This window comes from Microvirga sp. 2YAF29 (assembly GCF_052114605.1).
Classification (GTDB): domain Bacteria; phylum Pseudomonadota; class Alphaproteobacteria; order Rhizobiales; family Beijerinckiaceae; genus Microvirga.
In genome coordinates, this window is record NZ_JBFRFB010000007.1 from 50,531 (window position 1) to 76,776 (window position 26,246).

A 26,246-nucleotide genomic window follows, 5' to 3' on the forward strand; every position below is an offset into this window, starting at 1 on the left:
CGATGACGACAGCGACTGACATTGCCGAGGCCCAGGTGAAGATGCCTTTGAAGAGAGAGACCGATGTGGAGCGTCGGTTCCTCCGCCGCACGCTGAAGCCTCTCATCGGAACGCCTGTCAATGCCGTCATTACGCTGGCCTGTCTGTGGGTTCTGTGGCTTGGCGTGAAAGGGGCTTACGGCTGGCTCGTGACTCGCGCCGTGACGGAAGGCGGGGCCCAGGCCTGTAAGGTAGGGAACGGCGCCTGTTGGCCTTTCTACGAAGCGAAGCTCCGTTTCATGGTTTTCGGGGTCTACCCTTACGCTGAGCATTGGCGCGTGCTGCTCGCCATGGTGCTCTTCCTGGGCGCCATCGGCATCACGATGATCCCGCGCTTCTGGAACAGGAACCTGCTCGTTCTCTGGGGCATCACGATCGTATCGACGGCAATCCTTCTCTGGGGCGGCATCTTCGGCCTGTCCTATGTGCCGACAACCCAGTGGAGCGGCCTGCCCCTCTCCTTCCTGCTCTCGGCGGTCGGGCTGGCCTTCGGCTTTCCTCTCGGCGTGGTTCTCGCTCTGGCACGCTCATCGAAGCTTCCCGCCATTCGCGTCATCGCCATCGTTTTCATCGAAGTGATCCGAGGCGTGCCGCTCATCAGCATCCTGTTCATGGCATCCGTCATGCTGCCGCTCTTCATGCCGAGCGGCATGACGGTGGACAAGCTGCTCCGCGCGCAGATCGCCATCATCATCTTCGCAGCCGCCTACATCGCAGAGGCGGTCCGTGGCGGTTTGCAGGCGATCCCACGAGGGCAGCACGAGGCCTCCAGCGCGATGGGACTGCATTACTGGCAGGCCATGCGCCTTGTCGTATTGCCTCAAGCCCTGAAGATCGCCATCCCGCCGCTGGTGAACATTTCCATCGGCTTCTTTCAGGACACGACGCTCGTCACGATCATCGGCCTTCTGGATTTCCTCTCCACCGTTCGCACGGCGATGACGGACCCGAACTGGGTGGGCATAGCGGTTCTGGAAGGCTACGTCTTCGCGGCCGTCGTGTACCTGGTGTTCTCCTACGGGATGGGCGCCTACAGCCGCTTCCTGGAACGCCGCATGCGCCTTGGGCACGACTGAGCATCAGTGGGAGCACCGATCAGGCGGTGCGAGCCGCCTGCCGCTCCTTTGCAAGATCCATGGCTTGATAGGTCCAGTAGGTGAGTTGAGCCGCAGCAACTCCGAAAGGCCCTCCGTTCCACACGAGCCCGAAGGGTTCGTAGAGGCGGTATCGATCGCTTGTGCCGAGGATGCCCTCTGCGATGACCCGGCCTCCGATGGCGGTTGTGTTCATGCCGCGTCCACCGAACCCTAACACGTACCAGACACCCGGCCGGAGCTGCCCGATGAGTGGCATGAGGTGGCGCGCATAAGCCATGAGCCCCGACCAAGCAGTCTCCACACGCATGCCCTTGAGCTTTGGATATGTGGAGATCATCGTCCTCTGCATCATGTCTGCGAGACGGCGCGGCTCCGTCGTGCGTGTCGTGATCCGCCCTCCCCAAAGGAGCCGCGATCCCCCGTCGACGAGGCGATAGTAATCACCAGCGCGCCGATTGTCGCTGATTGCCAACGGCGTGCGCACCGCCTCGGCAATCCTCTCCGGTGCCGCCTCCGTCAGAAGCACGTAGGTAGCAATCGGCAGCATGCTGCGCCGTAGGCGGGGCACCAGATCGTCCGTATAGCCGCCGCCTGCCAGAATCACATCGCGTACCCTGACTTCACCGCGTTCTGTTCGGACGATCTTTTCCGCTCCCTCGACATCGCAGCCTGTCACCCGCGACTTTTCGAAGATCCTGCCGTTCAGGGACTCGATCGCCTTTGCCAGGGATCGGGCATAGTTGAGGGGATGAAAGTGAAAGGAGGCGGGGTCATAGATCGCCTGATGATATTTCTGCGAGCGCAGAACATTTCTTACCGCTTCAGTTGGCATCACTTCGAGGCCGTAATCGAACTCCCTCTTCATCGTTTCGCACTGGCGGGCAAGGCTGTCGGGATCATGGTATCGGAGCACGCTCATCTTGCCGTAGACGCGCGGGTTATCGGTCATGCCGAGACTATCGATATTCCCTTCGACGATGCTCACGCCCTCGATCGAAAGCCGGTGCAACGCCTGCGCTCTCTCGGAACCTACCATGCGGGTAATATTGGTGTGGCTGGTTGCGTAACCCGGTCCGACAAATCCTCCATTGCGGCCTGATGCTCCCCACCCGACCCGCTCAGCCTCGAGGATCACGACCGAGCGACCTGCCCGCGCCAGATCGAGGGCGGCCGTGAGGCCTGCAAGCCCACCGCCGACAACAGCGACATCGGCACTCACCACGCCCTCAAGCGAAGCGCGTTGTGACGTGTCCGCAAGCGTCCGTGCGTAGTAGGTATCTCCATAGCCGGTCATAAGGATCCCTCGATCATCGTGAACTCCGCAAAGCCTAGCGTGTCCTGAGAAAAAGTGGATCTCCTTTTCGCGAAGAGCAATACGAGATTGAAGGGATCAAGACGGTTAGATGCGTGGTAGCGGCATGTGCTGTGCCAGAGTGGATCTGGGCTTTAGAGATGAAGCCCTCGGAGCCGAAGTCGCAGCACGACTTCCCGGGCGCTCTGCATCGTTTGCTACAGCAACGCCAAGTTCAGACGCATCGATCACAGCACCCAGGTCGGCAGCCGGTGCGAGGCAGTATGATGAGAAGCTGGTGGCGCCGTTGGCTGAACTGGGCGCTGTCCCTCACGAGATCATGGCCATTACCGTCCATCGAACCTTTGAAGAGGTCGAGCGCCATACCTGCGCAGCGCAAAAGCCAGAGCTTGCTGTTAGTGCAATGTCGAAGTTGATCGAGGAGAACGCTTGAACATCCATCATCCCAATTTTCGTTCTGGAGTTCAGAAGCTGGGACAAATGGGCCATAAAGCCCGACAGTATCAAAGACCATCCGGAAGGGATGGCGCTCCCTAGGGGAATCGAACCCCTGTTTTCGCCGTGAGAGGGCGACGTCCTAGACCGCTAGACGAAGGGAGCTAGCAAGGTGGAGGCCGCTCGTATAACCACCCTTCTGAATCGCATCAAGTCTTTTCGCTGAAAAAAGCGAAGGACTCGGCCAAAATGAGGACATTGTGGACGCATCGACCCAGCAGGAATGGATTCTGGACGAGGGATTGCCGGCGGAACGGCTGGACCGGGTGCTTGCCAGGCTCCAGAGCGACCTGTCGCGAAGCCGCCTCCAGGCGCTCATCAAGGCGGGACAGGTGACCCTCGATGGGGCTCCGGTGCTCGATCCCGGCCGAAAGGTCGGCGGCGGGGCGCGGATCGGACTGATCGTGCCGCCGCCTGTCGCGGCGGAGCCTGTCGGCGAGGCGATGGACCTCGTGATCGTCTACGAGGACGACGACGTGATCGTCATCGACAAGCCGCCAGGGCTGGTGGTCCACCCGGCGGCGGGCCACGATTCAGGCACCCTCGTCAACGCGCTCATCGCCCATTGCGGAGACAGCCTCTCTGGGATCGGCGGCGTGAAGCGCCCCGGCATCGTGCACCGGCTCGACAAGGATACCTCCGGCCTGCTGGTTGTCGCCAAGAACGATCTGGCGCACCAGGGGCTGGCCGAGCAGTTCGCAGACCATGGGCGAACAGGCCCGCTCGAGCGTAGCTATCTGGCCATCGTGTGGGGCGTGCCCGACCGGCGCCGGGGCACGGTGGAGGCGGCGCTGGCCCGCAGCCAGCATAACCGGGAGAAGATCGCCATCGTCTCGGACGAGAACGAGCGTGGGCGCTACGCAATCACCCATTACCAGTTGCTGGAAGGCCTGCCGCCGGCGGCGCCCATGGCAAGCCTCGTTCAATGCGAGCTGGAGACCGGCCGCACGCATCAGATCCGCGTGCACATGGCGCATATCGGCCATCCCCTTCTCGGGGATCTCACCTACGGCTCAGGTTTCAAGACCAAGGCCAATCGCCTGACGGAGGCGCAGCAGGAGGCCCTGCGCAACCTCGGACGGCAGGCGCTACATGCAGCCATTCTGGGCTTCGAACACCCGAGAACAGGCCAATTCCTGCGGTTCGAGAGTTCCCTCCCCGCCGATATGGCGGCGCTTCTGGAAGCACTTCGACACTGAAACCGGCGGCATTGCGTCGCAAAATTCAGTCACGGTGGCACACATGCGAGTCTCGTGCGTTCACCACGTCTTGAAGCCTGACGCCTCTATTCGGACACGGTCGAACTGCTTATATAAGGAAGTTGGGCGGTCGGCCATTGTGGGGGCCGCCTCAGGCTTGCCTCACGTTAGAGGGAGCCAAAGGAGGAAAAGACATGGCTACAGCGCTTCCAGTGCTTGCCAATGAAGGGGGCTTGTCCCGCTATCTCGACGAGATCCGCAAATTCCCCATGCTAGAACCGCATGAGGAGTTTATGCTCGCCAAAAGCTGGCGTGAGCATGGAGACCGGGATGCTGCCCACAAGCTCGTAACATCCCACCTGCGTCTCGTCGCCAAGATCGCAATGGGCTACCGTGGCTATGGCCTGCCGATCGGCGAGGTAGTCTCCGAAGGCAATGTCGGCCTCATGCAGGCCGTCAAGCGCTTCGAACCCGACAAGGGCTTCCGCCTGGCCACATATGCCATGTGGTGGATCAAAGCGGCGATTCAAGAGTACATTCTGCGGTCCTGGTCTCTCGTGAAGATGGGCACCACCGCGAACCAGAAGAAACTGTTCTTCAACCTGCGCAAGGCCAAGGGCCGGATCTCCGCCTTCGAGGAAGGCGATCTTCGTCCCGACCACGTCAAGCAGATCGCAACCCAGCTCGGCGTGACCGAGCAGGACGTGGTGGACATGAACCGCCGTCTCGGTGGCGATTCTTCGCTCAACGCGCCTCTTCGCGACGAGGGCGAAGGCGGCGGCGAGTGGCAGGATTGGCTCTTGGACAGCGGCCAGAGCCAGGAGCAGGTGCTGGTGGAAGAGGAGGAAGGCCAGAACAGGCTGACCGCTCTGCGCACCGCCCTCTCCGTGCTCAATCCGCGCGAGCGCCGCATCTTCGAGGCGCGCCGTCTCTCGGACGATCCGATCACGCTGGAAGAGCTCTCCACCGAGTTCGGCGTTTCGCGCGAGCGTGTGCGCCAGATCGAGGTGCGCGCCTTCGAGAAGATCCAGGAAGCAGTGAAGAAAAACCTCACCCAGATCGAGACTTCATCCGCGGATGCCTCGGCCTGAACATCAGATCGGTCCATGAAAAAAGCCGCGCTGTGATGCGCGGCTTTTTTGTTGCCTCACGTGGCAAGCTTTATTGCCATTGGCTGAAGGCGCTGTTGAGGACCTGCTCGCCCGTGGCGCCTTTCTCAAAGCTCAGAATCGCGCGTTGGCCTGAGGCCATGCGCACCGGCAGGTCGAGCCAGTTGCGGCGCACGAACAGCTCGGTGTTGCGCTCCATGTCGCCCTGAAGGTTCGACAGGCCGATCAGGAACAGGTTCTCGCGCACCGGAACCGGCAGGCCGGCGACCGGGGTGCCGCGCGCGGCTTCCTCGTTCTTGAGCTGAAGCAGACCCACATCGCGAATCACGCGGCCCGTGTCGCCGTTGCGAGTCGTGAAGGTCAGCTCCACCGTGTGCGAGGCAGGCAGCGTCGTATCCAGGTTGCGGCGCATCACCATCTTCATGGTCACGCCCGCATCGGGGATCTCGATATTGGCGGTCACGGCCTTCTCGAGAGCCTGACCCTGGCCGGGATTCACATCCTCGAGCCGCCAGGTCACGCGCCCTACCTGGGCCTTCGGCGTCTGCGGGTTGGTCGCATCCTCTTCATAGAAGACGGCGCGCTGTACCGCACCGGTCGCCTGACCCGCGTTCTGACTGGCTGCGGGAGCCTGCGGGGCCGCGGGGCCACCGACGCGCTCGTCGATCTTCGCCGTCTCGGAATTGGGCTGGGGCTGGGCCGTCTCGGCGACGGGCTCGCTCGGAACCGGCGGGTCCGACTGGCTCTGCCACCAGGCGAGCCCGGCAATGCAGAGGATTACAAAGCCGATGGCGGAGCCGAGAAGGATGGAGCGCATCCGGCCCTGCCCTCCCTGGTTCAGGGCCGGGTGTGGACGCGTATCGACCTTCGGCCGGGCCTGGCCCTGGTCGACATAGGCGGGCTCCTCGGGCTCCGGCTCGGACGCGCCATCCTGCGAAGGCGCTCGAAGGCCGTGGCTCACGGGAGCCTGAGGCTTCTGCGGATCCGGCTCCTGGGCCAGCATGTTGGCGAAGGCATCGGGATCGAAGCCTGCCGGCGGCGCGGTACGATCGGCCTCGACCCGGGTGATGGCCTCGTCGAGGGACGTGCATTCCTGCTGGATGTCGCTTTCGGACAGGGGCGGGTTGAGCGAACGCAATTGGGCGACCAGCGCCGTACGGGCGCGCTCATAAACAGCGCGCCGCGTGGCTGGCGTCTGGTCGGTCAAGCCTTCGACGGCTCGTGCAATAAGAGGGTAATAATCTGCCATTTCCACTCGAAATGGACCCTGAGACGCCCTGCCGTCAACCCTCAAAGGGGTTCTTCATGAGGATTGTGTCGTCACGCTCCGGCGATGTGGACAGCACGGCCACCGGCGCGCCGATGAGTTCCTCGATGCGGCGGACATACTTGACGGCCTGTGCCGGAAGGTCGGCCCAGGAGCGCGCGCCCGCGGTCGAACCGCTCCAGCCCTCGAATTCCTCGTAGATCGGCTCGACCCGTGCCTGAGCACCCTGGCTCGCCGGGAAGTAATCGATCGTCTCGCCATCGAGCTTGTAGCCGACGCCGATCTTGATCGTCTCGAAGCCGTCGAGGATATCGAGCTTGGTGAGCGCGATGCCATCGATGCCGGAGGTACGCACGGTCTGGCGTACGAGTGTGGCATCGAACCAGCCGCAGCGGCGCTTGCGCCCCGTCACCACGCCGAATTCCTTGCCCTTCTGGCCGATCAATTCGCCGATCTCATCGAACAGCTCGGTCGGGAACGGGCCTTCGCCCACGCGGGTGGTGTAGGCCTTGGCGATGCCGAGCACGTAGCCGACGGCGCCGGGGCCGAGGCCCGAACCGGTCGCCGCCTGCCCCGCCACCGTGTTGGACGAGGTGACGAAGGGATAGGTGCCGTGATCGACATCGAGCAGCGCGCCTTGCGCGCCTTCGAACAGGATGCGCTTTCCGGCCCGGCGCTCCTCGTCGAGGAGGCGCCACACGGCATCCATGTAGGGCAACACTTTTGGCGCGACGGAGGCCAGCTCCTCGTAGATTTCCTCGGGCTTGAACTCGGCAAGGCCGAAGCCGCGGCGCAGCGCGTTGTGGTGCGTAAGCAGCCGGTCGATCTTGTCGCGCAGCGACGGCAGGTCTGCGAGATCCATCAGGCGGATCGCGCGGCGGCCCGCCTTGTCCTCGTAAGCGGGGCCGATGCCGCGCTTGGTGGTGCCGATCTTCGTGCCGGCGCTGCCGCTCTCGCGCAATGCATCGAGCTCGCGATGGATGGAGAGGATCAGCGTGGCGTTCTCGGCCACGCGCAGATTGTCGCGGGAGATCGAGACGCCCTGCTCGGACAGGCGCGACACTTCAGCCGCGAGTGCATGCGGATCGAGCACGACGCCGTTGCCGATAACGGAGAGCTTGTTGGGGCGAACCACGCCGGAGGGCAGCAGCGACAGCTTGTAGACCTTGTCGCCGATCACGAGGGTATGGCCGGCATTGTGCCCGCCCTGGAACCGCACGACCACGTCCGCCTGTTCGGACAGCCAGTCGACGATCTTGCCCTTGCCCTCGTCGCCCCATTGGGCGCCCACGACAACCACATTCGCCATCGTTTAAAGCCTCACATAAAAAAACCCCGGCGCAAGGCCAGGGTTTGGGTTGGGTAAAAACCTTGCAAACCCTCTTCGTGGATCATGCGCTTCAGGTCAAGCCGCAATGCACCTTGTCCCATGCATGATACGTCTTCTTGGAGAGAACAAGGCGAGAAGGCGAGTTTGCTCGACATCCGCATCTGCGCGGAAGTGCGGCAGGCTTTGTCCTGGCCTGGTCCATCGTGGAGAGGGACGCGCGGGACGCGGTTTGAAGCCTCGCGATCCGTGGGCGGGAGCGCGAAGATGGGGTCGGGACGGGAGATCCGCCCGGAGGGGAAGCTGCAATCGCCTCCCGCGCACGGCTTTTCGATCCCGGCCTCGACGCTCCGGCGCCATCAGGGACAAACCCTCAGAGACGCTGCACGGCGCTTGTTCAAGCGCGGCCCTGGAGATCCAGCTCCAGCACCGGCGAGGCTGGGGGAGCGTCGACGCAGCCTGCCCGAACAAGCTCAGCGCCTCTTCCTCCCCGCTCGGAACCCTGACCGTCCGGGGATGCGAAGCCCCGTCCCGTCAGAACCGTATCCAGCCTCCACAACCGACGCCTCGGGCGCGTCCCTCGCGAAGCTGGACGAGAAAACCTTAGCCATAAGGCAGGGCTTTTGTCAAGAACAAATGCAGAACATGGCATTGCCGTCACAGTGTCATCCCGGACGAAGCGCAGCGCAGATCCGGGATCGTTGGCAGGATGGAGCGCGCGTTCCCTCCCCTTGCGGGGAGGGCCAGGGTCGGGGTGGTACGGCTGGGTGAAAGCTGGGACCAGCCGTTGTCATCCCCGGCGAGCGTCAGCGAGGGAAGGGGATCCACGATCAAGCGCAGCGCTATGGATTCCCTTCCCCTCCGCTGCGCTCCGGCCGGGAATGACACTGTAGGGCTGTCGTGATGACTTAAGGCAGCGAACCTCTCCGACTTTGCGACCCCCACCCTGAATCCCTCCCCGCAAGGGGGAGGGAAGCACGCGCCTCATCCTGCGAACGATCCCGGGTTCTGCTGCGCAGCCCCGGGATGACGTATTGGATGCACGGCTCTCACCAGGAGTGAGACCTCACTCCCGTCCCCGCACGCTCTTTTCCACCTTCACCCGATGCTCGATGAAGTTGCGGATTTCGCGGGTGCGGCGGGCGGTGTCGAGCACTTCGGAATCCACGCCGTGGCGCCAGGCGAGATCGAAGCGGGACGGTTCCCTGTCGAGCATCGTGAGGTCGTCCGCGTAGGCATGCACTTCCTCAGGCGCGCGGCAGAAGCCTTCGCGGATCATGAGTTCGGTGCGCAGCCGCAGGATGACGGCGAGCTCAGTGAGGCTGAATTCAGGGTGGTACTGAACGCCCCAGAAGGTGCCGCCGTCCTGGCGGAACTCCGCCGCCTGGACGGCGGAGACCGGATTGGTGGCGACGATTGTGGCGTCTTTCGGCAGCACCGTCACCATGTCGAGATGGATGGCCGGCGCGTCATAGACCTCCGGGCGGCCTTCCAGCATGGGGTGGCCCCTGCCCTCTTCCGTGCGGCGCAGGCGGCGGGCGAAGCCCACCTCACGGCCGAGCGGGTTGCGTTGCACATCGCCGTCGGCGGCCACCGCCGCGACCTGGAGGCCCCAGCAGGAACCGAAGGCCGGGGTGCGCGAGGCATAGATCGCGCGCATCAGGTCGATCTGGCGCGTGATTTCCGGCGTGCGGTCATAGATGCTGAGATGCGAGCCGGTGAGCACGATGCCGTCATAGGATTCGAGGCCTGCGGCATCCGGCAGGTTCGCGCCCTCGTCCGCCGGAAAGGCGATGTCGCAGATCGCGCCCTTCGCGGAGCCCTGAATCACATCCGCATAGGACTCGGACAGCATTCGACCATAGGCGGCCTTGTGGGCCTCCCTTGCGCCACGCGTATTGCCCTCAACCACTAGAAACCGTAAGGCCATAGACGTCACACGCCTCCTTTTTGCGCTGGTTTACCGAAACCGCGCCCGGCGGCAAGCGCAATTGCACCGTTCAGCCAAGCGGATCACGCATGCCTGGGCGACGCGTCAGGGGATCGGGCCTTTTTCATGAAATTCCTGCAACCGCTCGGGCAAGCCTTCTGGAGCCAGGCCTATTTGCTGCTTGTGCTCACGGCCTTGATGTGGGGCGGCAACGCGATCGCGGGACGACTGGCCGTGGGCCATGTCTCCCCCATGATCCTGACCTGCATGCGCTGGGTGATCGTGGTCATGGTGACCATACCGCTCGTCGGACGACAGACCGTTGCTGAATGGCCGAAGATGAAACAGCATTGGCGCTTCATCGTCCTCATGGGAGCCTTCGGCTTCACCGCGTTCAATGCCCTGTTCTACGCGGCCGCACACCATACCACCGCCGTGAACCTCACCATCTTCCAGGGCTCGATCCCGGTGCTCGTGCTGCTCGGCTCGGTGCTGTTCTTCCAGACCCGCGTGGTTCCGCTGCAGATCCTTGGAATGATCGTGACGATCGCGGGCGTGGTCCTAATCTCCGTGAAGGCCGATCTCGACATCCTCAAGACGCTGGCGCTCAATTTCGGCGATGTGCTCACTCTCATCGCCTGCGTGCTCTACGCGGCCTACACCCTGGGCCTGCGCCGCCGCCCCGCCCTTCCGGCCCTCGTGTTCTTCGCCGGGTTAGCCTTCGTCGCGTTCGTGAGTTCGGTGCCCCTGCTCGTCATGGAGGTGATCAACGGCACGGCGCGCTGGCCGGACATGCAGGGCTGGCTGGTTCTGCTCTATGCGGGCCTCATGCCCTCGCTCGTCTCGCAGCTCTTCTTCATGCGCGGCGTCGAGCTGATCGGCCCGGCGCGCGCAGGCATCTTCGTCAACCTCGTGCCGGTCTTCGGCGCATTGCTCGCGGTGGTTCTGCTGGGCGAGCCCTTCGCGTTCTATCACGGCCTGGGGCTTGCTCTCGTGCTCGGCGGCATCTGGCTCGCGGAGCAGCGGCGGCGCTAGAAATGTCCTCTGACGGACATCAAACCCTCCACTGTCATCCCCGCGAAGGTGGGGACCCAGAAAAACCGGCTGCGCAGAATGAACCACTGTCGTGGTTATGGATCCCGGGCTCCGCTGCGCGGCCCCGGGATGACACTGGAAACTAATCCGCGAACACCACCGTCTTGCGGCCGTTGAGCAGGATGCGGTCTTCCAGGTGATAGCGCACGGCGCGGGCCAGCACGCGGCGCTCGATGTCGCGGCCCTTGCGCACGAGATCGTCCGCCGAGTCGCGATGCGTGATCGATTCCACGTCCTGCGCGATGATCGGCCCCTCGTCGAGATCCGACGTCACGTAATGCGCCGTCGCGCCGATCAGCTTCACGCCGCGCGTATGGGCCTGGTGATAGGGCTTCGCGCCCTTGAAGCTCGGCAGGAATGAATGGTGAATGTTGATGCAGCGTCCGGCGAGCTTCGCGGCCAGCCCATCCGACAGCACCTGCATGTAGCGCGCGAGCACCACGAAATCGGCCCTTGCATCGCGGATGATTTCCCAGACACGTCCCTCCTGCTCCAGCTTCGTGTCCTGCGTGACGGGCAGGTAGTGGAACGGCACGTCGCCCAGATCCACATGGCTATAGGCCTCGACCGGATGATTGGCGATGACGCCGACGGGCTCGAAATCGAGCTCATTGATGCGCCAGCGATAGAGCAGGTCCGCGAGGCAATGGTCGAATTTCGACACGAGCAGCATGACACGTTGCCTGCGGCCCTGGTCGCTCATCGTCCATGTCATGCCGAGACGCGAAGCGAGCGGCGCAAAGCCGCCCTTGAGCGCCTCGATATCGCTCTCGCCTTCGACAGGATTGAACACGACACGCATGAAGAAGCGATCCGTCTGCGTATCGTCGTATTGCTGCGCATCGAGGATGTTGAGGCCCGCATCGGACAGATGGCTCGCGACCGCCGCCACGATACCAGGACGGTTCGCGCAGGCGAGCGTCAGGATGAAGCGTTGCGAGACATTCATGGCCATGATGCAGTCCTCAAATCCTCTGACTAAAATCTGACGGCGCGGGCGCGCTTGACCTGCGGGATCTCCTCGATCCTGCGCAGGAGCTCATCGCTCACCGGCTGATCGACCGAGACGAAGCAGATCGCATCGCCGCCGGGCTTGTCGCGGCCGAGCGCGAAAGTCGCGACGTTCACGCCGGACTCGCCGAGGAGCGTGCCGAAGCGGCCGATGAAGCCGGGCTTGTCGTCGTTGCGCACATAGATCATGTGCGGCGCGAACTCGGCATCTACCATGATGTCGCGGATTTCCGTGACGCGCGGCTTGCCGTCCTGGAACACGGTGCCGCCCGCGTGGCGCGGCATGTCGTCGGCATCGACGATGATGCGGATGAAGCTCTCGTAGTCGCGCGCCGCGCTCTCACGCTTCACCTCTTCCACAACGATGCCGCGCTCGCGCGCCACGAGCGGCGCCGACACCATGTTGATGTCCTGCAGGAAGGGACGCAGAACGCCCGTGACAGCAGCCGAAGTGAGCGCGCGGGTGTTCATCTCGGCGACAGCGCCCTCGTATTCGATGCGGATGCCCTTGATGGAGGCATCCGTGAGTTGGCCGAGGAACGAGCCGAGCTTTTCGGCGAGCGCCACGAAGGGCTTGAGGCGCGGCGCCTCTTCCGCCGTGATCGACGGGAAGTTCACCGCGTTCTGGATCGCGCCCTGGAGCAGGTAATCGGACATCTGCTCCGCCACCTGCAAAGCCACGTTCTCCTGCGCTTCCGTGGTGGCCGCACCCAGATGCGGCGTGCAGACCACGTTGGGATGGCCGAAGAGCGGATTGCTCGTCGCGGGCTCCTCGACGAACACGTCGAAGGCAGCGCCCGCCACATGGCCGGAATCGAGCGCCGCGCGCAAAGCCAACTCATCAACGAGACCGCCACGGGCACAGTTGATGATACGCACGCCCTTCTTTGTCTTGGCGATGTTCTCGGCGGAGAGCACGTTCTTCGTCTTCTCCGTCATCGGCACATGCAGCGTGATGATGTCGGCGCGGCGCAGAAGGTCATCGAGTTCCACCTTCTCGACGCCGAGCTCAACAGCGCGCTCGGGCGACAGGAAGGGATCATAGGCGATGACCTTCATGCGAAGCCCGATGCCGCGATCGGCCACGATGGAGCCGATATTGCCGCAGCCGATGATTCCGAGCACCTTGGCGGTCAGCTCGACGCCCATGAAGCGGTTCTTCTCCCACTTGCCGGCCTGCGTCGAAGCATCCGCTTGCGGGATCTGGCGCGCGAGCGCGAACATCATCGCGATGGCGTGTTCTGCCGTCGTGATGGAATTGCCGAAGGGCGTGTTCATGACGATGATGCCCTTCGCCGTGGCGGCGGGAATCTCGACATTGTCCACGCCGATGCCGGCGCGGCCGATGACCTTCAGGTTTGTCGCCTGTTCGAGAATTTTCGCCGTCACCTTGGTGGCGGAGCGGATCGCGAGGCCGTCATAATTGCCGATGATGGCAGCGAGCTTCTCTTTGTCCTTGCCGAGATCGGGCTGGAAATCGACCTCGATGCCGCGATCCTTGAAGATCTGCACGGCAGCGGGGGAGAGAGCGTCGGAAATGAGTACGCGGGGAGCGGGCATGGTGCACCTGTTGTTTGCCGCTGTCACACCCTCCCCTTGAGAGGGAGGGTCGGCTCGAAGAGCCGGGGTGGAGTGAACGGCGCAGTCGGGTTGATTGGCTGTGCGTTTTGTCCGAGGGCGACGATGACGGGCGGTGCTTCCCACCCCACCCCGCCGCCCTACGGGCGTCGACCCTCCCCCTCAAGGGGAGGGTAAAGAGCGCTATGCCGCTTTCGCGAGCTTCGCCTTTTCTTGCACGAAGGCCCAGTCGAGCCAGGGCGTCAGGGCTTCGAGATCGGATTGCTCCACCGTCGCGCCGCACCAGATGCGAAGGCCGGGAGGCGCATCGCGATAGGCGCCGATGTCGAGGGCCACGCCCTCCTTGTCAAGCGCGGCGGTGATGCCCTTGGCGACCTGCGCAACAGCCTCGGGGCCTAGTCCCACAACGTCCGCGTCGGCGATGACGAGGCACACGCTGGTGTTGGAAGCGGTTTCCGGTACCTTCGCAAGGTTGGCGACCCACGGGGTCTTCTCGACCCAGTCGAGGATGACCTTGGCGTTGGCATCGGCTTTCGCGACGAGCGCGTTCAGTCCGCCGATGGACTTCGCCCATTCGAGCGCGTCGATGTAATCCTCGACCGCCAGCATGGACGGAGTGTTGATGGTCTCGCCCTCGAAGATGCCCTCGATGAGCTTGCCGCCTTTCGTCATGCGGAAGATCTTCGGCAGCGGCCAAGCGGGCTTGTAGCTCTCAAGCCGCTCCACCGCGCGCGGCGAGAGGATGAGCATGCCGTGGGCAGCTTCACCACCGAGCACTTTTTGCCAGGAGAAGGTGACCACATCGAGCTTCGCAAAGTCGAGCTTCTGCGCGAAGGCGGCGGATGTCGCATCGCAGATGGTCAGGCCTTCACGGTCGGCAGCGATCCAATCCGCATTCGGCACGCGCACGCCGGAGGTGGTACCGTTCCAGGTGAAGACCACGTCGCGATTTTTCGTATCGACCTGCGAGAGATCGGGCAGCTCGCCGTAGGGCGCAGTGATCACGCGGGCATCGTCAAGCTTGAGCTGCTTGACCACGTCCGTGACCCAGCCCTCGCCGAAGCTTTCCCAGGCCAGCATGTCGACGGGGCGAGCGCCCAGCATCGACCACAGCACCATCTCGACGGCGCCGGTATCGGAGGCGGGCACGATGCCGATGCGGTAATCGGCCGGCACATCCAGAACCTCACGGGTGAGGTCGATGGCGAGCTTCAGGCGCGCCTTGCCGAGCTTGGCGCGATGCGAGCGGCCGAGAGATTCGGTTTTCAGATTTGCTAGGGACCATCCGGGGCGCTTCGCGCAGGGGCCGGACGAGAAGAAAGGCGCGCGAGGACGCGCATTGGGCAGGTCTGTCATGTTAGTCCATCCTTACAGATGGGCGCCTCTCGGTGGGGAGAGGTGTCCCGCCGACCGGTATGGCGGAAGAGCCGCCTACGGTCAAGGCAATTGCCGCAAGGTTAGGCAGCAAGAAAAGCACCGAGATTACAAAATCGTAATACAAAACATCGTGCTTCGTGCGTTATAGTCACAAGGCCTGACCTATGGTGTGTTAGGTTCTCACCACATCAATGTGACTGAAGAAGACTTCGAAAGTTCAAGGAGCGAGCATGCGTGTGTCCGGTCAACTCGCGGTCATAGCGTTGCTGGGGGCGGCAGGCTTTGGCGGCTGGTACGCCTATCAGGGCGGTTACCTGGCCAATCTGCCTGTGATCGGCGCCTCCTTCAGTCCGTCCTCCGGCCAGGCAGGCGCTCCCGGCGCGCAGCGCGGACGCGGGCCTGCCGGCCCTGCAACGGTCGAGGTCGATACGGTCAAGACCGGACGCATCGTCGAGGTTCGGGAATCGGTCGGCACGGTGCGTGCCTATGAATCGATTACCGTGACCGCGAAGGTCGCGGGCATCGTGGGCCAGATCGGCTTCAATGAAGGCCAGCAGGTCAAGGCCGGCGACATGCTGGTCGAGTTCGACGCCGCCGAACGGCGCGCCGAGATCGAGCAGGCCATTGCGGAAGCCGGACGCGCCCAGGCGCTTCGCAACGAAGTCGCCATCAAGCTGGAGCGCGCCCAGGCCCTGAACCGCACCGGCGCCGGCACCGGCGCCCAGGTCGATGACCTGACGGCCCAGATAAAGTCGCTCGAAGGGTCCATCGCCTCCGCCCAGGCACAGCGCAAGGCAGCCGAAGCCCGGCTCGAAGACCTGATGATCCGCGCCCCCTTCCCCGGCCGCGTCGGCACCCGCTCCGTCTCGCTCGGCGCCTATGTCGCCCCCGGCACTCGCATCACCTCCCTCGACGATCTCTCCAAGGTCCGCCTCGACTTCGCGGTGCCGGAGAATCTCCTGGGCCGTCTCAAGCCGGGCCAGACTGTCAACGCCACCTCGGCGGCTTATCGCGACCGCACCTTCAAGGGCACCGTCGCGACCATCGATCCCCGCGTCGACCAGACGACGCGCACCGCGCGTCTGACGGCCGAGTTCGACAACGCCGACGAGGCCCTGAAGCCCGGCATGTTCCTGTCCGTCGCGCTCGAAGTTTCGAACAAGGACGACGCGGTCGTGGTGCCGGAAGAGGCCATCGTCAGCGAGGGCCTGCGCCACCTCGTCTATCCGGTGAAGGACGGCAAGGTGGAGCGCCGCGTCATCACCATCGGCCAGCGCCAGGGCGGCAAGGTCGAGGTGATTGAGGGTTTGAAGGCCGGCGAGACCATCGTCATTCTCGGCGTGCAGCGCGTGCGCCCCGGCGCCGAGGTCATCGCCCGCCCGCTGGGCTCAGGCCCGGCGCAGAACAACGCTCCCGCTGCCAATAACAGGCAACAACCGTCGCGCTCATCCCTGAACGTGCCGCAGGCCATCGGCAGCGCGCAGGCTGCCGAGGCGAAGTAATTTGTTCTCCCGCTCCGGCGGGAGAATTTTTGTCAAACGATAGGCTTCAAGAGCTTTAATCGCCATGCAGGTTTCCGACCTCTTCATTCGCCGTCCCGTCTTCGCTGTCGTGGTCAGCCTGCTGCTGATCGTGGGCGGCCTTGCATCGCTCATGAACCTGCCGGTTCGCGAATATCCGCAGGTCGACCGCCCTGTCGTCTCGGTCTCCACCATTTATCGCGGCGCCTCGAACGAGGTGATCGAGAGCCGCGTGACGGAGATCATCGAGGGCGCTATCGCGGGTATCGAAGGCATCCGCCAGATCACGTCGCAGAGCCAGAACGACCGCTCGTCGGTTTCCATCGAGTTCGAGGTCTCCCGCGAGCCGGAAGCCGCGACATCCGACGTGCGCGATGCCGTGTCCCGCGTTACCGGACGCTTGCCGGACGGCGCCGAAACGCCGGTGGTGCGCAAAGTCGATGCAAATGCCTCGGCCATCCTGTGGGTGGGCGTGACCTCCACCACCCTCGACGCGCTCGAACTCAGCGACTTTCTCAAGCGCGTCTATGTGGACCGCCTGTCCACCGTGCCGGGCGTCGCCAACGTCAACTTGAGCGGCGAGCGGCGCTTCGCCATGCGCATCTGGGTCGACCGTCCGGCACTGGCCGCGCGCGGCCTTACGGTGCAGGACCTCGAGACCGCCATCAAGCGCCAGAATGTGGAGCTTCCCGGCGGACGCATCGAGTCCAGCCAGCGTGAATTCACCGTCAAGACGGATTCCCGCCTCGCCACGCCCGAGCAGTTCCAGCAGGTGATCGTCACCAACAAGAACGGCTATCTGGTTCGTCTCGGCGAAGTGGCGCAGGTCGAGGTCGGCCCCGAAGATACGCGCTTCGAGTTCTATCAATCGGGCGAGACCGCCATCGGCATGGGCGTCGTGCGCCAGTCCACCGCCAACACGCTCGCCGTCGTCGATGGCGTGCGCAAGGAACTGGAGGAGCTGAAAAGCTCACTGCCGCCCGGCACCGTGGCGGAAGTCGCCTATGACGAGAGCCAGTTCATCCGCGCCTCCATCAACGGCGTTCTCAAGACGCTTCTGGAAGGCGTTGCGCTCGTCATTCTGGTCATCCTGGTCTTCCTGCGCGACTGGCGCTCCACCATCGTCGCCATGGTGGCGATCCCGGTCTCGATCACCGCGGCCTTCATGGTCATGGCGTTCTTCGGCGCATCCATCAACGTGCTGACGCTGCTCGCCATCGTGCTCGCCATCGGCATCGTCGTGGACGATGCCATCGTGGAGATCGAGAACGTGCACCGCCGCATCGAGGAAGGGCAGCCGCCGCTGCTCGCCTCCTTCGACGGCGCGCGCGAAATCGGCTTCGCGGTGATCGCGACAACCGCCACGCTCATGGCCGTGTTCGTGCCGCTCGCCTTCATGACCGGCAACACCGGCAAGCTCTTCCGCGAATTCGGCATCACGCTCGCCGCCGCCATCTTCTTCTCCGGTGTCGTGGCGCGCACGCTGACGCCGATGATGTGCTCAAAACTGATGGTGCCGGCGCATGGCCGCATCCAGCGCATGACCGAGCCGGTATTCCAGAAGATGAACAACGGCTATCGCTGGCTTCTCTCGCGGGCCTTACGCATCCCGCTGGTCATTCTCTCCGTCGGCTTCCTGGTGTCGCTTTCGGCCTACGGCCTGTTCCAGTCTCTGCCGAAGGAATTCGCTCCGACGGAAGATCGCGGCGCGATCATCGTGCGCCTCCAGGCCCCGGAGGGGGCCAGCCTCGATTATACCCGCGACCGGGTGAAGGAAGTGGAGAAGGCTCTTCTGCCCCTTCAGGAGCAGGGCCTCGTCGCCTCCATGCTGAGCCAGGTCGCTCCCGGCTTCTCGCGCCCCTCCCCCGTCAACGAGGGTATCGTGATCGTGCGCCTCGTTCCCTGGGAGGAGCGGACGCAGAGCCAGCAGGACATCGTGCGTCAGATGACGCCGAAGGTGTCGAACTTCCCCGGCGCGCGCGCATCGGTGGTCAACCCGCCGGCCTTCGGCGGCGCGGGCGGCTTCGGCCAGCCGATCCAGTTCGTGCTCGGCGGCCCCGATTACGATACGATCCGCGGCTGGCGCGACACGGTCATGCAGAAAGCCCAGGAGACGGGCAAGTTCGTCAACATGGACTCCAATTACCGCGAGTCGCAGCCCGACATCCGCGTGCAGATCGACCGCCAGCGCGCCGCCGATCTCGGCGTCTCGGTGCAGGATATCGGCAGCACGCTGCAATTGATGTTCGGCGAGACGGAAGTCTCGACCTTCGTCAGCCGTGGCGACGAATATCCGGTGATCATGCGCGCCCGTGCGCAGGACCGCGCGACGCCCAACGACCTCACCAACACCTTCGTGCGCGCCGCCAATGGCGAGCTCGTTCCCCTCTCCTCTTTCGTGAGCCTGACGGAATCCGCGGCACCCCAGGCCTTGAACCGGTTCGACCGCCTGCGCTCGATCACGATTCAATCCGGCCTCGCGCCGGGCGTCTCCATCGGCGAGGGCCTGGATATCCTGCAGCAGATCGTGCGCGATAACCTGCCGGCTGAAGTGCGCATCGGCTATAACGGCCAGTCCAAGGACTTCCTCGACTCCACCGGCGCGATCTACGTGACCTTCGCCATGGCGCTGCTCGTGGTGTTTCTGGTGCTGGCGGCGCAGTTCGAAAGCTGGATCAACCCGTTCATCATCATGCTCACCGTGCCGCTCGCGGTGACGGGCGGATTGCTGGCCTTGTTCGTGACCGGGCAGACGCTCAACATCTACAGCCAGATCGGCATGATCCTGCTCATCGGTCTGATGACGAAAAACGGCATCCTGATCGTCGAGTTCTCCAACCAGCTGCGCGAGCGCGGATACTCGGTCTACGATGCGGTGCTCGAAGCATCCGTGATGCGCCTGCGGCCGATCCTGATGACCTCGATCGCCATGATCGGCGGCGCGGTCCCGCTCGCCTGGTCCACGGGTGCAGGCGCGGAAGCGCGCAACGCCATCGGCTCGGTGATCGTCGGCGGCGTCACCGTCTCGACCATGCTCACCATGCTGGTGGTGCCGTCGATCTACCTGCTCCTCGGCGGCTACACCAAGCCCGCCACTTACGTGGGCGACATGCTTGCTAAGCTGCGCGCTGAGACCGGCCAAGTCCCTCATGGCGAGGACATCCATCCTCGCCCAGAACCACCGGCTTATCCGGCGGAGTAATCGACATAAACAAAAACCCCGGCAGTGATGCCGGGGTTTTTGTTTGCTCGATCAGAAGCGCTGAACTTACGCAGCAGCCTTCGATGCAGCCTGCGTCACCGCATCCACCACGTCGTCCACCACCTGCGTGACGAGATCGGCGTTGTCGCCCTCGCCCATCACGCGGATCACCGGCTCGGTGCCGGAGGGGCGGATAACGAGGCGGCCGGAGGCGCCGAGTTTTTCGCGCCCGGCTTCGATGGCCTTGACGACGGTCGCTTCCTGCAAGGGCTTGCCGGATTTGTAACGCACGTTCTTGAGAATCTGCGGCAGAGGCTCGAAGCAGTGGCAAACCTCTGACACGGTCTTGCCCATGCTCTTCACCACGGCGAGCAGCTGAAGCGCCGCGACGAGGCCGTCGCCCGTCGTCGTGTAATCGGACATGATGATATGACCCGATTGCTCGCCGCCGAGATTGTAGCCGTGGGCGCGCATATGCTCGAGCACGTAGCGGTCACCAACCGCCGTGCGCACGAGATTGAGGCCCATGTCACCGAGATAGCGCTCGAGGCCGAGATTGGACATGATCGTCGCAACGACGCCGGGCTGCGCGAGGCGTCCGTCTTCCTTCCAGGAACGGGCGATGACGCCCATGAGCTGGTCGCCGTCGACCTTCTGGCCCTTCTCGTCCACGATCAGCACGCGGTCCGCATCGCCGTCGAGCGCGATGCCCACATCGGCGCGCAGCTCCCGCACCTTGTGGATCAGCGCCTCGGGCGCGGTAGAGCCGACCTCGTGATTGATGTTGAAACCGTTGGGCTCCACGCCGATGCTCACCACCTCGGCGCCGAGTTCCCACAAGGTCTCGGGCGCGACCTTGTAGCCGGCGCCGTTGGCGCAATCGAGCACGACGCGCATGCCCTCCAGATCGATCTGACGCGGCAGGGTGCGCTTGGCGAATTCGATGTAGCGGGCATGGACGCTCTCGATGCGCTTGGCGCGGCCCAATGCAGCGGAGCCTGAAAGACGCGGCGTGAGATCGCCGTCGATGAGCGCCTCGATTGCCAGCTCCGTCTCATCGTTGAGCTTGAACCCGTCGGGCCCGAACAGCTTGATGCCGTTATCTTCGTAGGGGTTGTGCGAAGCGGAGATCATGACGCCGAGGTCGCAGCGCAAGGAGCGCGTGAGCATGGCCACCGCCGGCGTCGGCATGGGGCCGAGCAGCAGCACATCCATGCCCACCGAGGTGAAGCCCGCGACGAGCGCGTATTCGATCATGTAGCCGGACAGGCGCGTATCCTTGCCGATGACCACCCGGTGGCGATAATCGCCGTTCTGCTGGAACATGAGGCCTGCGGCCTGCCCGACCTTCAAGGCGAGGTCCGGCGTGATGACGCCGTTGGCCCGTCCCCGGATGCCGTCGGTCCCGAAGTATTTCCGCATGGGTTTAGTCTCCCCATTCCCTTGCGCGACTTTGCGCTTTGCTTTTGTCAAAGCAACCTCTTCCATCAGGGTCAAGACTTCGGGCCGGTTCGGCTCATCACAAGAAATAAGCGAATATTACAAGGCGCCGAGTCGAATTCTGAAAAGGGAAGGTAGAAGCTTCAGGTAAACAAAAAAGAACGCTCGCCGAAGCGAGCGTTCCAAACTCATTCCTATGACCGGCTTTTAAGCCTGCGGCTGGGGCTCCATGCCCCCATCGCTCTCCCGGGGACGGCCGGGACGCGTGTTGGGAACGGCGGAGCCGCGCGCCGGGGTCACCGGATCGCCACCCGCATCGCGCACCGGCGGCTGGCCGTCGAGCAGGTTGCGGATCTCGTCGCCCGACAAGGTCTCGTATTCCAGAAGTCCACGCGCCAGAGCCTCGAGTTCATGCTCCTTCTCGGTGAGAATGCGGCGAGCATCGATGAGGCCGCCCTCCACGAGACGGCGAACCTCGGAGTCGATCTTCTGGGAGGTCGCCTCGGAGATGTTCTGCGTGCGTCCCATGGACATGCCCAGGAACACCTCGTCCTGGTTCTCGCCGTAAGCGACGGTGCCGAGTTCGGGCGAGAAGCCCCACTTGGTGACCATCATGCGGGCAAGACGCGTGGCCTGCTCGATATCCGACTGCGCACCGGAAGTGACCTTCTCCTTGCCGAAGATCATCTCCTCGGCAATGCGGCCGCCCATCATGATGGCGAGACGCGAGGTCATCTGCTCGTAGCTCATGGACAGCTTGTCGCGCTCCGGCAGCTGCATCACCATGCCCAGCGCACGACCGCGCGGGATGATGGTGGCCTTGTGCACCGGGTCGGTGGCCGGAACGTTGAGGGCGACCACGGCGTGGCCGGCCTCGTGATAGGCGGTCAGGCGCTTCTCGTCGTCGGTCATGACGAGCGTACGGCGCTCCGCACCCATCATCACCTTGTCCTTGGCGTCCTCGAACTCCTTCATCGTCACGATGCGCTTGCCGCGACGGGCCGCGAGCAAGGCCGCCTCGTTGACGAGGTTCATGAGATCGGCACCAGAGAAACCGGGCGTGCCGCGGGCGATCACCCTCAGGTCCACATCGGGAGCAAGCGGAACCTTGCGCACGTGAACGCGCAGGATCTTCTCACGGCCCATGACATCCGGGTTCGGCACCACGATCTGACGGTCGAAGCGGCCCGGACGCAGCAGCGCCGGATCGAGCACGTCGGGGCGGTTGGTGGCCGCGATGATGATGACACCCTCGTTGGCCTCGAAGCCGTCCATCTCCACGAGGAGCTGGTTGAGGGTCTGTTCACGCTCGTCGTTGCCGCCGCCGAGACCGGCGCCGCGATGACGGCCGACCGCGTCGATTTCGTCGATGAAGATGATGCAGGGCGAGTTTTTCTTCGCCTGCTCGAACATGTCGCGGACGCGGCTGGCGCCGACGCCGACGAACATCTCGACGAAGTCCGAACCGGAGATGGTGAAGAACGGCACGTTGGCCTCACCCGCTACCGCGCGGGCGGTCAGGGTCTTACCGGTGCCGGGAGGACCGACGAGCAGCACGCCGCGCGGGATGCGGCCGCCGAGGCGCTGGAATTTCTGCGGATCGCGCAGGAACTCCACGACCTCCTGCAGGTCTTCCTTGGCCTCGTCGATACCGGCCACGTCGTCGAAGGTCACGCGGCCATGGGCCTCCGTGAGGAGCTTCGCCTTGGACTTGCCGAACCCCATGGCGCGGCCAGCCCCGTTCTGCATCTGGCGCGACAGGAACACCCAGGCGCCGATGAACAGCGCGATGGGAAGGATGTTCATGAGGACCGCGATGAACCAGGGGGTGGAATCCGACTGCGGACGGGCGGTGATCTGCACCCCCTTCTGCTGCAGCTTCGTCACCAGGTTGGGATCGTAAGGCGCATAGGACGTAAAGTTGCCGCCGCTGGCATAGGTGCCGCTGATCTCCGGACCGGAGATGATGACGCTGGTAATGCGTCCGGCATCGGCCTCGCTGAGAAGCTGGCTATAGGCGATATCGCTGCCGCCGCCCCGCTGGCCCGGGCTCTGGAAAAGGGTCACGAGCGCCAGGACCAGGAGGAAAATGACAACCCACAAGGCGAAGTTGCGGAAATTTGAATTCATTTGATCAGGTTCTGCCCCAGAGGGAGATGAAGCACAGGGAATAGGGATCGGCGTCCCCGTGCGGTTAAACTCAATGTAGGCACACCCATTGTCCTTGCCAAGGGAATGCGGCGCACATGGGGCATGATCCAGAGGGATTGGCTAAGAGAATTGGCTAACGACCTCGTGATCTGGGCGGCTCAGGGCTCAAGACGAGGCGCCCGGTGCGGTCGAGATCGATCAGCGCCCCTGCCAGGGTCATCCGAAGCCCCTCCCCTGTGCGGAGCGCATGGCCCAATCGCTCGACGCCTGTTTCCAGGCGGGCAAGGCGGGCATTATCGAGGGGCAGGCCGATCCGCTCCAGCGCCTGGGCCAGCACGCGAAGGGCGATCTCGAAAGGCTCATCGGCGAGGCAGGCGGCGTTGAAGGAGAGGCTCTTCTCATCCTCTATCGGCCTCGCTTCCGCCAATGCCTGCCGCGCCTTGGCCTCCAGCGCCTCGTCGGCCTGGGCCGCACGCTCCGCGAGGCGGGCAAGACGGGCGGCGGTGAGACCTTCCTCGGCGAGAAGCGGCAGCAGCCTGCGCCAGCGCACACGGGCGAAGCGCTCATTGGCGTTGGACGGGTCGGTGATGAAGGGCCAGCCGTTCTCGCGGCACAGGTCCAGCAGCGCCGCCTTCGGCAGGTCGAGAAGGGGCCTTGCGTGGATTATCCCATCCCGGTCGCGCTCACGGCGCATCCCGGCCAGGCCCTTCAGGCCGGAGCCTCGGGCGAGGCGCATCATGATCGTCTCGGCCTGGTCGTCCTGGGTATGGGCGGTGAGAAGATGGGAGGCTCCTGCCTCCTTCGCGCATTGGACGAGCAGGCGATAGCGCGCCTCACGGGCGGCTTCCTGCAATCCGGTCTGCGGCTTCTCGCCGGTCCAGGTGAAAATGCGATGGGAAAAGCCGAGTGCCGCCGCCTCCCGGCCCACGAAAGCCGCCTCCTCGGCGGCTTCGGGACGCAGGCCATGATCCACGGTGGTGATCAGGATCGGCGGGCGGGTGGGGATATCCCAACGGGCGAGCAGATGCATGAGGGCGATGGAATCCGGCCCGCCGGAAACGGCGGCGACAATGCCCTTGGCATCACTCAATCCAGAAAAAAGATGCCCCGGATCGGCGTCCAGGGCTGAATCGGCAGGGGATGAAGGAGCGGCCACGGGCGGGTGCTCGACTTCAAGCCGTCAGCTGCACTTGATGCGCTTCTGCTCGCGCTCGGAGCCCTGGCGCACACTGGCGGAAGCCTGGGGGTATTTGCGGTCGAGCTCGGCGAAGACGGCGCAGGCCCGGTCGCGGGCGCCCATGCCGTTGAGGGCCATGCCGAGACGCAGCAACGCATCGGGGGCCTTCGCGGCATCGGGATGGTCGGAGGATACGTTCAGGAACTGCTCCGCGGCTTCGCGGTGACGGCCGCGCTGGAGATAGGTCTCGCCGAGCCAGAACGTGGCTTCGGGCACCAGCCGGTCGCGGGGGTTCGACTGCAGGAAGCGGCGGAAGCCCATCTCGGCCTGATCGTACTGCTTCTGGCTGAAGGATGCATAGGCCGCATCGAAATCCGCGCGGGGGCTGGTGACGCTGGTGGCGGCCACGCTCGGCGCAGTGCGGGCGGGAGGCGTGCCTTGCAGAGGCAGTGCGCCCTGCGGGATCGGCATGGCCGAAGGGCCGCCCTGAACGGGCGCCTCAGCGAACTCGTCCTGCTCGATCAGTTCACCAATGCCGCCTGCCTGATGGTCGGGAGCATCCATGGGCTCCCCCTCCTCCATGGCGAGCGGGGCGGAGGGCGGCGTTGCGCCCAGCGGGCGCGGAGCGCCCGGGGCATTGGGGGCCTGCGACGGATCGAACAGATCGCTGCGCCGCTGCGGAGCCTGGGGTTGAGGTTGGGGTTGGGGCTGCGCCTGCGGCTGGGCCGGGCGGGACGGGGTCGCCGCCGGGGGACGGGAGCCGCCGCGGCCGGAATTCTCCTGGAAGCGGAATTCCACGTCTTCCTGGAACTTCCGGACCTGATCCTTGAGCTGGCGGTTCTCGAACTGGAGCTGCTCGATCTGGCCCGACAACTGCCGCATCTGGCTCTCGAGCCGGTTGATGCGGACGATGGCGTCGGCGGCATCCTGCGCAGCGGCGGGAGCGGCCAAAGCGAAAGCCAAGGCGAAAAAGACAAATAAGCGTCGAAACATGCTGGGTACCGTATGAGGCCTCAAACGACCGTGCCGATAACACAAAAGCGCCGCCACGGCGATAATGTGGCGGCGCTTCTGGGTTTCACGAAACTGTGGCTAGACGTTTACGCGCCTGCACCACCACCGAGAACGGTGACCGCGCGGCGGTTCTGCGACCAGCACGAGATGTCGTTGCAGACCGCGACCGGGCGCTCCTTGCCGTACGAAACAACCCGGAAGCGCGAGGCATTGATGCCGCGCGAGACGAGGTAGTCGCGCACGTTCTGGGCGCGGCGCGCCGAGAGCGAGAAGTTGTACTCGCGGGTGCCGCGCTCGTCCGCATGGCCTTCGATGATGAAGGTGTAGTTCGGATAGCGCTGCAGCCACTGGGACTGCTTGTCGAGGGTGGCAACGGCGGTCGGGTTGAGATCGGTCTGGTCCGTCTCGAAGAACACCCGGTCGCCGACATTGACGACGAAGTCCTGGGCACTGCCAGGCGTGGCGGCGCCGCCGGCGCCGAAGCCGCCGGACCCATCGGCCATGCCGTCTTTATTGGAAGAACAGGCGGCCGCTCCCAGGGCGAGAACCATAGCGGCGGCGAATTTGACGGCGCGCAGCGTCATCATGGCATTACTCCTTACACATACGTTTGCCGAACGTTGTGGTTTTTATATCGGGCGGATGGTTAAGGGAGGGTTCCGTCAACCTTAAGAGACGATGCCGGATCAGGTTCAATTATGGCCAAGTTGTGGAAGTTCGCGTTAAGGTAAATCAAAGGTGAACGGGTATTGCGAAGGCGAAACTCCGTTTATTAACCAGAAATCCCAGGGTTTTGATGGTCTTCAGAGCAAAAACCCGCCGCGCGGCATCCATAAGATTTTTTGCTTAGCGATGCTGCTTAGCCACAGGCACAGCACGTTTTCCCTCCCTCTTGCGGGAGGGAAT

At 64.0% G+C, this 26,246-nt stretch carries 19 protein-coding genes and 1 tRNA gene; 7 read left to right on the forward strand and 13 right to left on the reverse strand.

Annotated features, from left to right (window positions below):
- Nucleotides 1–2 precede the first annotated feature (2 nt).
- Nucleotides 3–1,115 carry an amino acid ABC transporter permease gene (locus AB4Y85_RS11190; protein WP_441984975.1) on the forward strand — a complete coding sequence of 371 codons (1,113 nt, stop codon included), beginning with the start codon at nucleotides 3–5 and terminating at the stop codon, nucleotides 1,113–1,115.
- A 19-nt stretch (nucleotides 1,116–1,134) separates the two neighbouring features.
- Here the strand turns inward: AB4Y85_RS11190 and AB4Y85_RS11195 are convergent, their stop codons facing one another.
- Nucleotides 1,135–2,430 (reverse strand): NAD(P)/FAD-dependent oxidoreductase, encoded by a 1,296-nt coding sequence (locus tag AB4Y85_RS11195; protein ID WP_441984976.1) that lies wholly within the window; start codon nucleotides 2,428–2,430, stop codon nucleotides 1,135–1,137.
- A 109-nt stretch (nucleotides 2,431–2,539) separates the two neighbouring features.
- On the opposite strand from AB4Y85_RS11195, the gene AB4Y85_RS11200 reads away from it, so the two are divergent.
- Nucleotides 2,540–2,881: a hypothetical protein gene (locus AB4Y85_RS11200; RefSeq protein ID WP_441984977.1), complete on the forward strand. Its 342-nt coding sequence runs from the start codon at nucleotides 2,540–2,542 to the stop codon at nucleotides 2,879–2,881.
- A 91-nt stretch (nucleotides 2,882–2,972) separates the two neighbouring features.
- Here AB4Y85_RS11200 and AB4Y85_RS11205 read toward each other — a convergent pair.
- A tRNA-Glu gene (locus AB4Y85_RS11205) sits at nucleotides 2,973–3,048 on the reverse strand.
- 92 nt (nucleotides 3,049–3,140) lie between these two features.
- Here AB4Y85_RS11205 and AB4Y85_RS11210 point away from each other — a divergent pair.
- Nucleotides 3,141–4,142 (forward strand): RluA family pseudouridine synthase, encoded by a 1,002-nt coding sequence (locus AB4Y85_RS11210; RefSeq protein WP_441985140.1) that lies wholly within the window; start codon nucleotides 3,141–3,143, stop codon nucleotides 4,140–4,142.
- A gap of 194 nt (nucleotides 4,143–4,336) precedes the next feature.
- Complete coding sequence (gene rpoH / locus AB4Y85_RS11215; RefSeq protein WP_441984978.1) at nucleotides 4,337–5,233, forward strand: RNA polymerase sigma factor RpoH; 897 nt, start codon at nucleotides 4,337–4,339, stop codon at nucleotides 5,231–5,233.
- Between the two features lie 70 nt (nucleotides 5,234–5,303).
- Here rpoH and AB4Y85_RS11220 read toward each other — a convergent pair whose 3' ends face one another.
- The 3 genes from AB4Y85_RS11220 to AB4Y85_RS11230 all read right to left on the reverse strand — a co-directional run bounded on the left by AB4Y85_RS11220 (nucleotide 5,304) and on the right by AB4Y85_RS11230 (nucleotide 9,775).
- A complete protein-coding gene (locus tag AB4Y85_RS11220) occupies nucleotides 5,304–6,500 on the reverse strand; it encodes a histidine kinase (RefSeq protein WP_441984979.1) in 1,197 nt (398 codons plus the stop codon).
- A 34-nt stretch (nucleotides 6,501–6,534) separates the two neighbouring features.
- Nucleotides 6,535–7,827 carry an adenylosuccinate synthase gene (locus AB4Y85_RS11225; RefSeq protein ID WP_441984980.1) on the reverse strand — a complete coding sequence of 431 codons (1,293 nt, stop codon included), beginning with the start codon at nucleotides 7,825–7,827 and terminating at the stop codon, nucleotides 6,535–6,537.
- Between the two features lie 1,084 nt (nucleotides 7,828–8,911).
- Nucleotides 8,912–9,775 carry a type 1 glutamine amidotransferase gene (locus AB4Y85_RS11230; RefSeq protein WP_441984981.1) on the reverse strand — a complete coding sequence of 288 codons (864 nt, stop codon included), beginning with the start codon at nucleotides 9,773–9,775 and terminating at the stop codon, nucleotides 8,912–8,914.
- Nucleotides 9,776–9,901: 126 nt separating this feature from the next.
- On the opposite strand from AB4Y85_RS11230, the gene AB4Y85_RS11235 reads away from it, so the two are divergent.
- Nucleotides 9,902–10,810 (forward strand): DMT family transporter, encoded by a 909-nt coding sequence (locus AB4Y85_RS11235; protein WP_441984982.1) that lies wholly within the window; start codon nucleotides 9,902–9,904, stop codon nucleotides 10,808–10,810.
- A 142-nt stretch (nucleotides 10,811–10,952) separates the two neighbouring features.
- Here the strand turns inward: AB4Y85_RS11235 and purU are convergent, their stop codons facing one another.
- The 3 genes from purU to AB4Y85_RS11250 form a co-directional block, all read right to left on the reverse strand.
- Entirely contained in the window at nucleotides 10,953–11,825 is an 873-nt protein-coding gene (purU, locus tag AB4Y85_RS11240; RefSeq protein WP_441984983.1) for a formyltetrahydrofolate deformylase, read from the reverse strand.
- A gap of 23 nt (nucleotides 11,826–11,848) precedes the next feature.
- Nucleotides 11,849–13,441: a phosphoglycerate dehydrogenase gene (serA, locus tag AB4Y85_RS11245; protein ID WP_441984984.1), complete on the reverse strand. Its 1,593-nt coding sequence runs from the start codon at nucleotides 13,439–13,441 to the stop codon at nucleotides 11,849–11,851.
- A 201-nt stretch (nucleotides 13,442–13,642) separates the two neighbouring features.
- Complete coding sequence (locus AB4Y85_RS11250; RefSeq protein ID WP_441984985.1) at nucleotides 13,643–14,815, reverse strand: phosphoserine transaminase; 1,173 nt, start codon at nucleotides 14,813–14,815, stop codon at nucleotides 13,643–13,645.
- A 251-nt stretch (nucleotides 14,816–15,066) separates the two neighbouring features.
- Here AB4Y85_RS11250 and AB4Y85_RS11255 point away from each other — a divergent pair, with 251 nt between their 5' ends.
- Both AB4Y85_RS11255 and AB4Y85_RS11260 read left to right on the forward strand, forming a co-directional pair.
- The gene (locus AB4Y85_RS11255; protein WP_441984986.1) at nucleotides 15,067–16,338 is read left to right on the forward strand and encodes an efflux RND transporter periplasmic adaptor subunit; all 1,272 of its coding nucleotides are present in this window, start codon (nucleotides 15,067–15,069) and stop codon (nucleotides 16,336–16,338) included.
- 64 nt (nucleotides 16,339–16,402) lie between these two features.
- Nucleotides 16,403–19,558 (forward strand): efflux RND transporter permease subunit, encoded by a 3,156-nt coding sequence (locus AB4Y85_RS11260; protein ID WP_441984987.1) that lies wholly within the window; start codon nucleotides 16,403–16,405, stop codon nucleotides 19,556–19,558.
- Between the two features lie 66 nt (nucleotides 19,559–19,624).
- Here AB4Y85_RS11260 and glmM read toward each other — a convergent pair whose 3' ends face one another.
- The 5 genes from glmM to pal form a co-directional block, all read right to left on the reverse strand.
- Entirely contained in the window at nucleotides 19,625–20,980 is a 1,356-nt protein-coding gene (gene glmM, locus AB4Y85_RS11265; protein ID WP_441984988.1) for a phosphoglucosamine mutase, read from the reverse strand.
- A gap of 225 nt (nucleotides 20,981–21,205) precedes the next feature.
- Entirely contained in the window at nucleotides 21,206–23,128 is a 1,923-nt protein-coding gene (ftsH, locus tag AB4Y85_RS11270) for an ATP-dependent zinc metalloprotease FtsH (protein ID WP_441984989.1), read from the reverse strand.
- 154 nt (nucleotides 23,129–23,282) lie between these two features.
- The gene (gene tilS / locus AB4Y85_RS11275) at nucleotides 23,283–24,305 is read right to left on the reverse strand and encodes a tRNA lysidine(34) synthetase TilS (protein ID WP_441984990.1); all 1,023 of its coding nucleotides are present in this window, start codon (nucleotides 24,303–24,305) and stop codon (nucleotides 23,283–23,285) included.
- A 24-nt stretch (nucleotides 24,306–24,329) separates the two neighbouring features.
- Nucleotides 24,330–25,319, reverse strand: a complete 990-nt coding sequence (gene ybgF, locus AB4Y85_RS11280; RefSeq protein ID WP_441984991.1) for a tol-pal system protein YbgF — start codon at nucleotides 25,317–25,319, stop codon at nucleotides 24,330–24,332.
- 107 nt (nucleotides 25,320–25,426) lie between these two features.
- A complete protein-coding gene (gene pal, locus AB4Y85_RS11285; RefSeq protein WP_441984992.1) occupies nucleotides 25,427–25,927 on the reverse strand; it encodes a peptidoglycan-associated lipoprotein Pal in 501 nt (166 codons plus the stop codon).
- Between the last annotated feature and the right edge of the window lie 319 nt (nucleotides 25,928–26,246).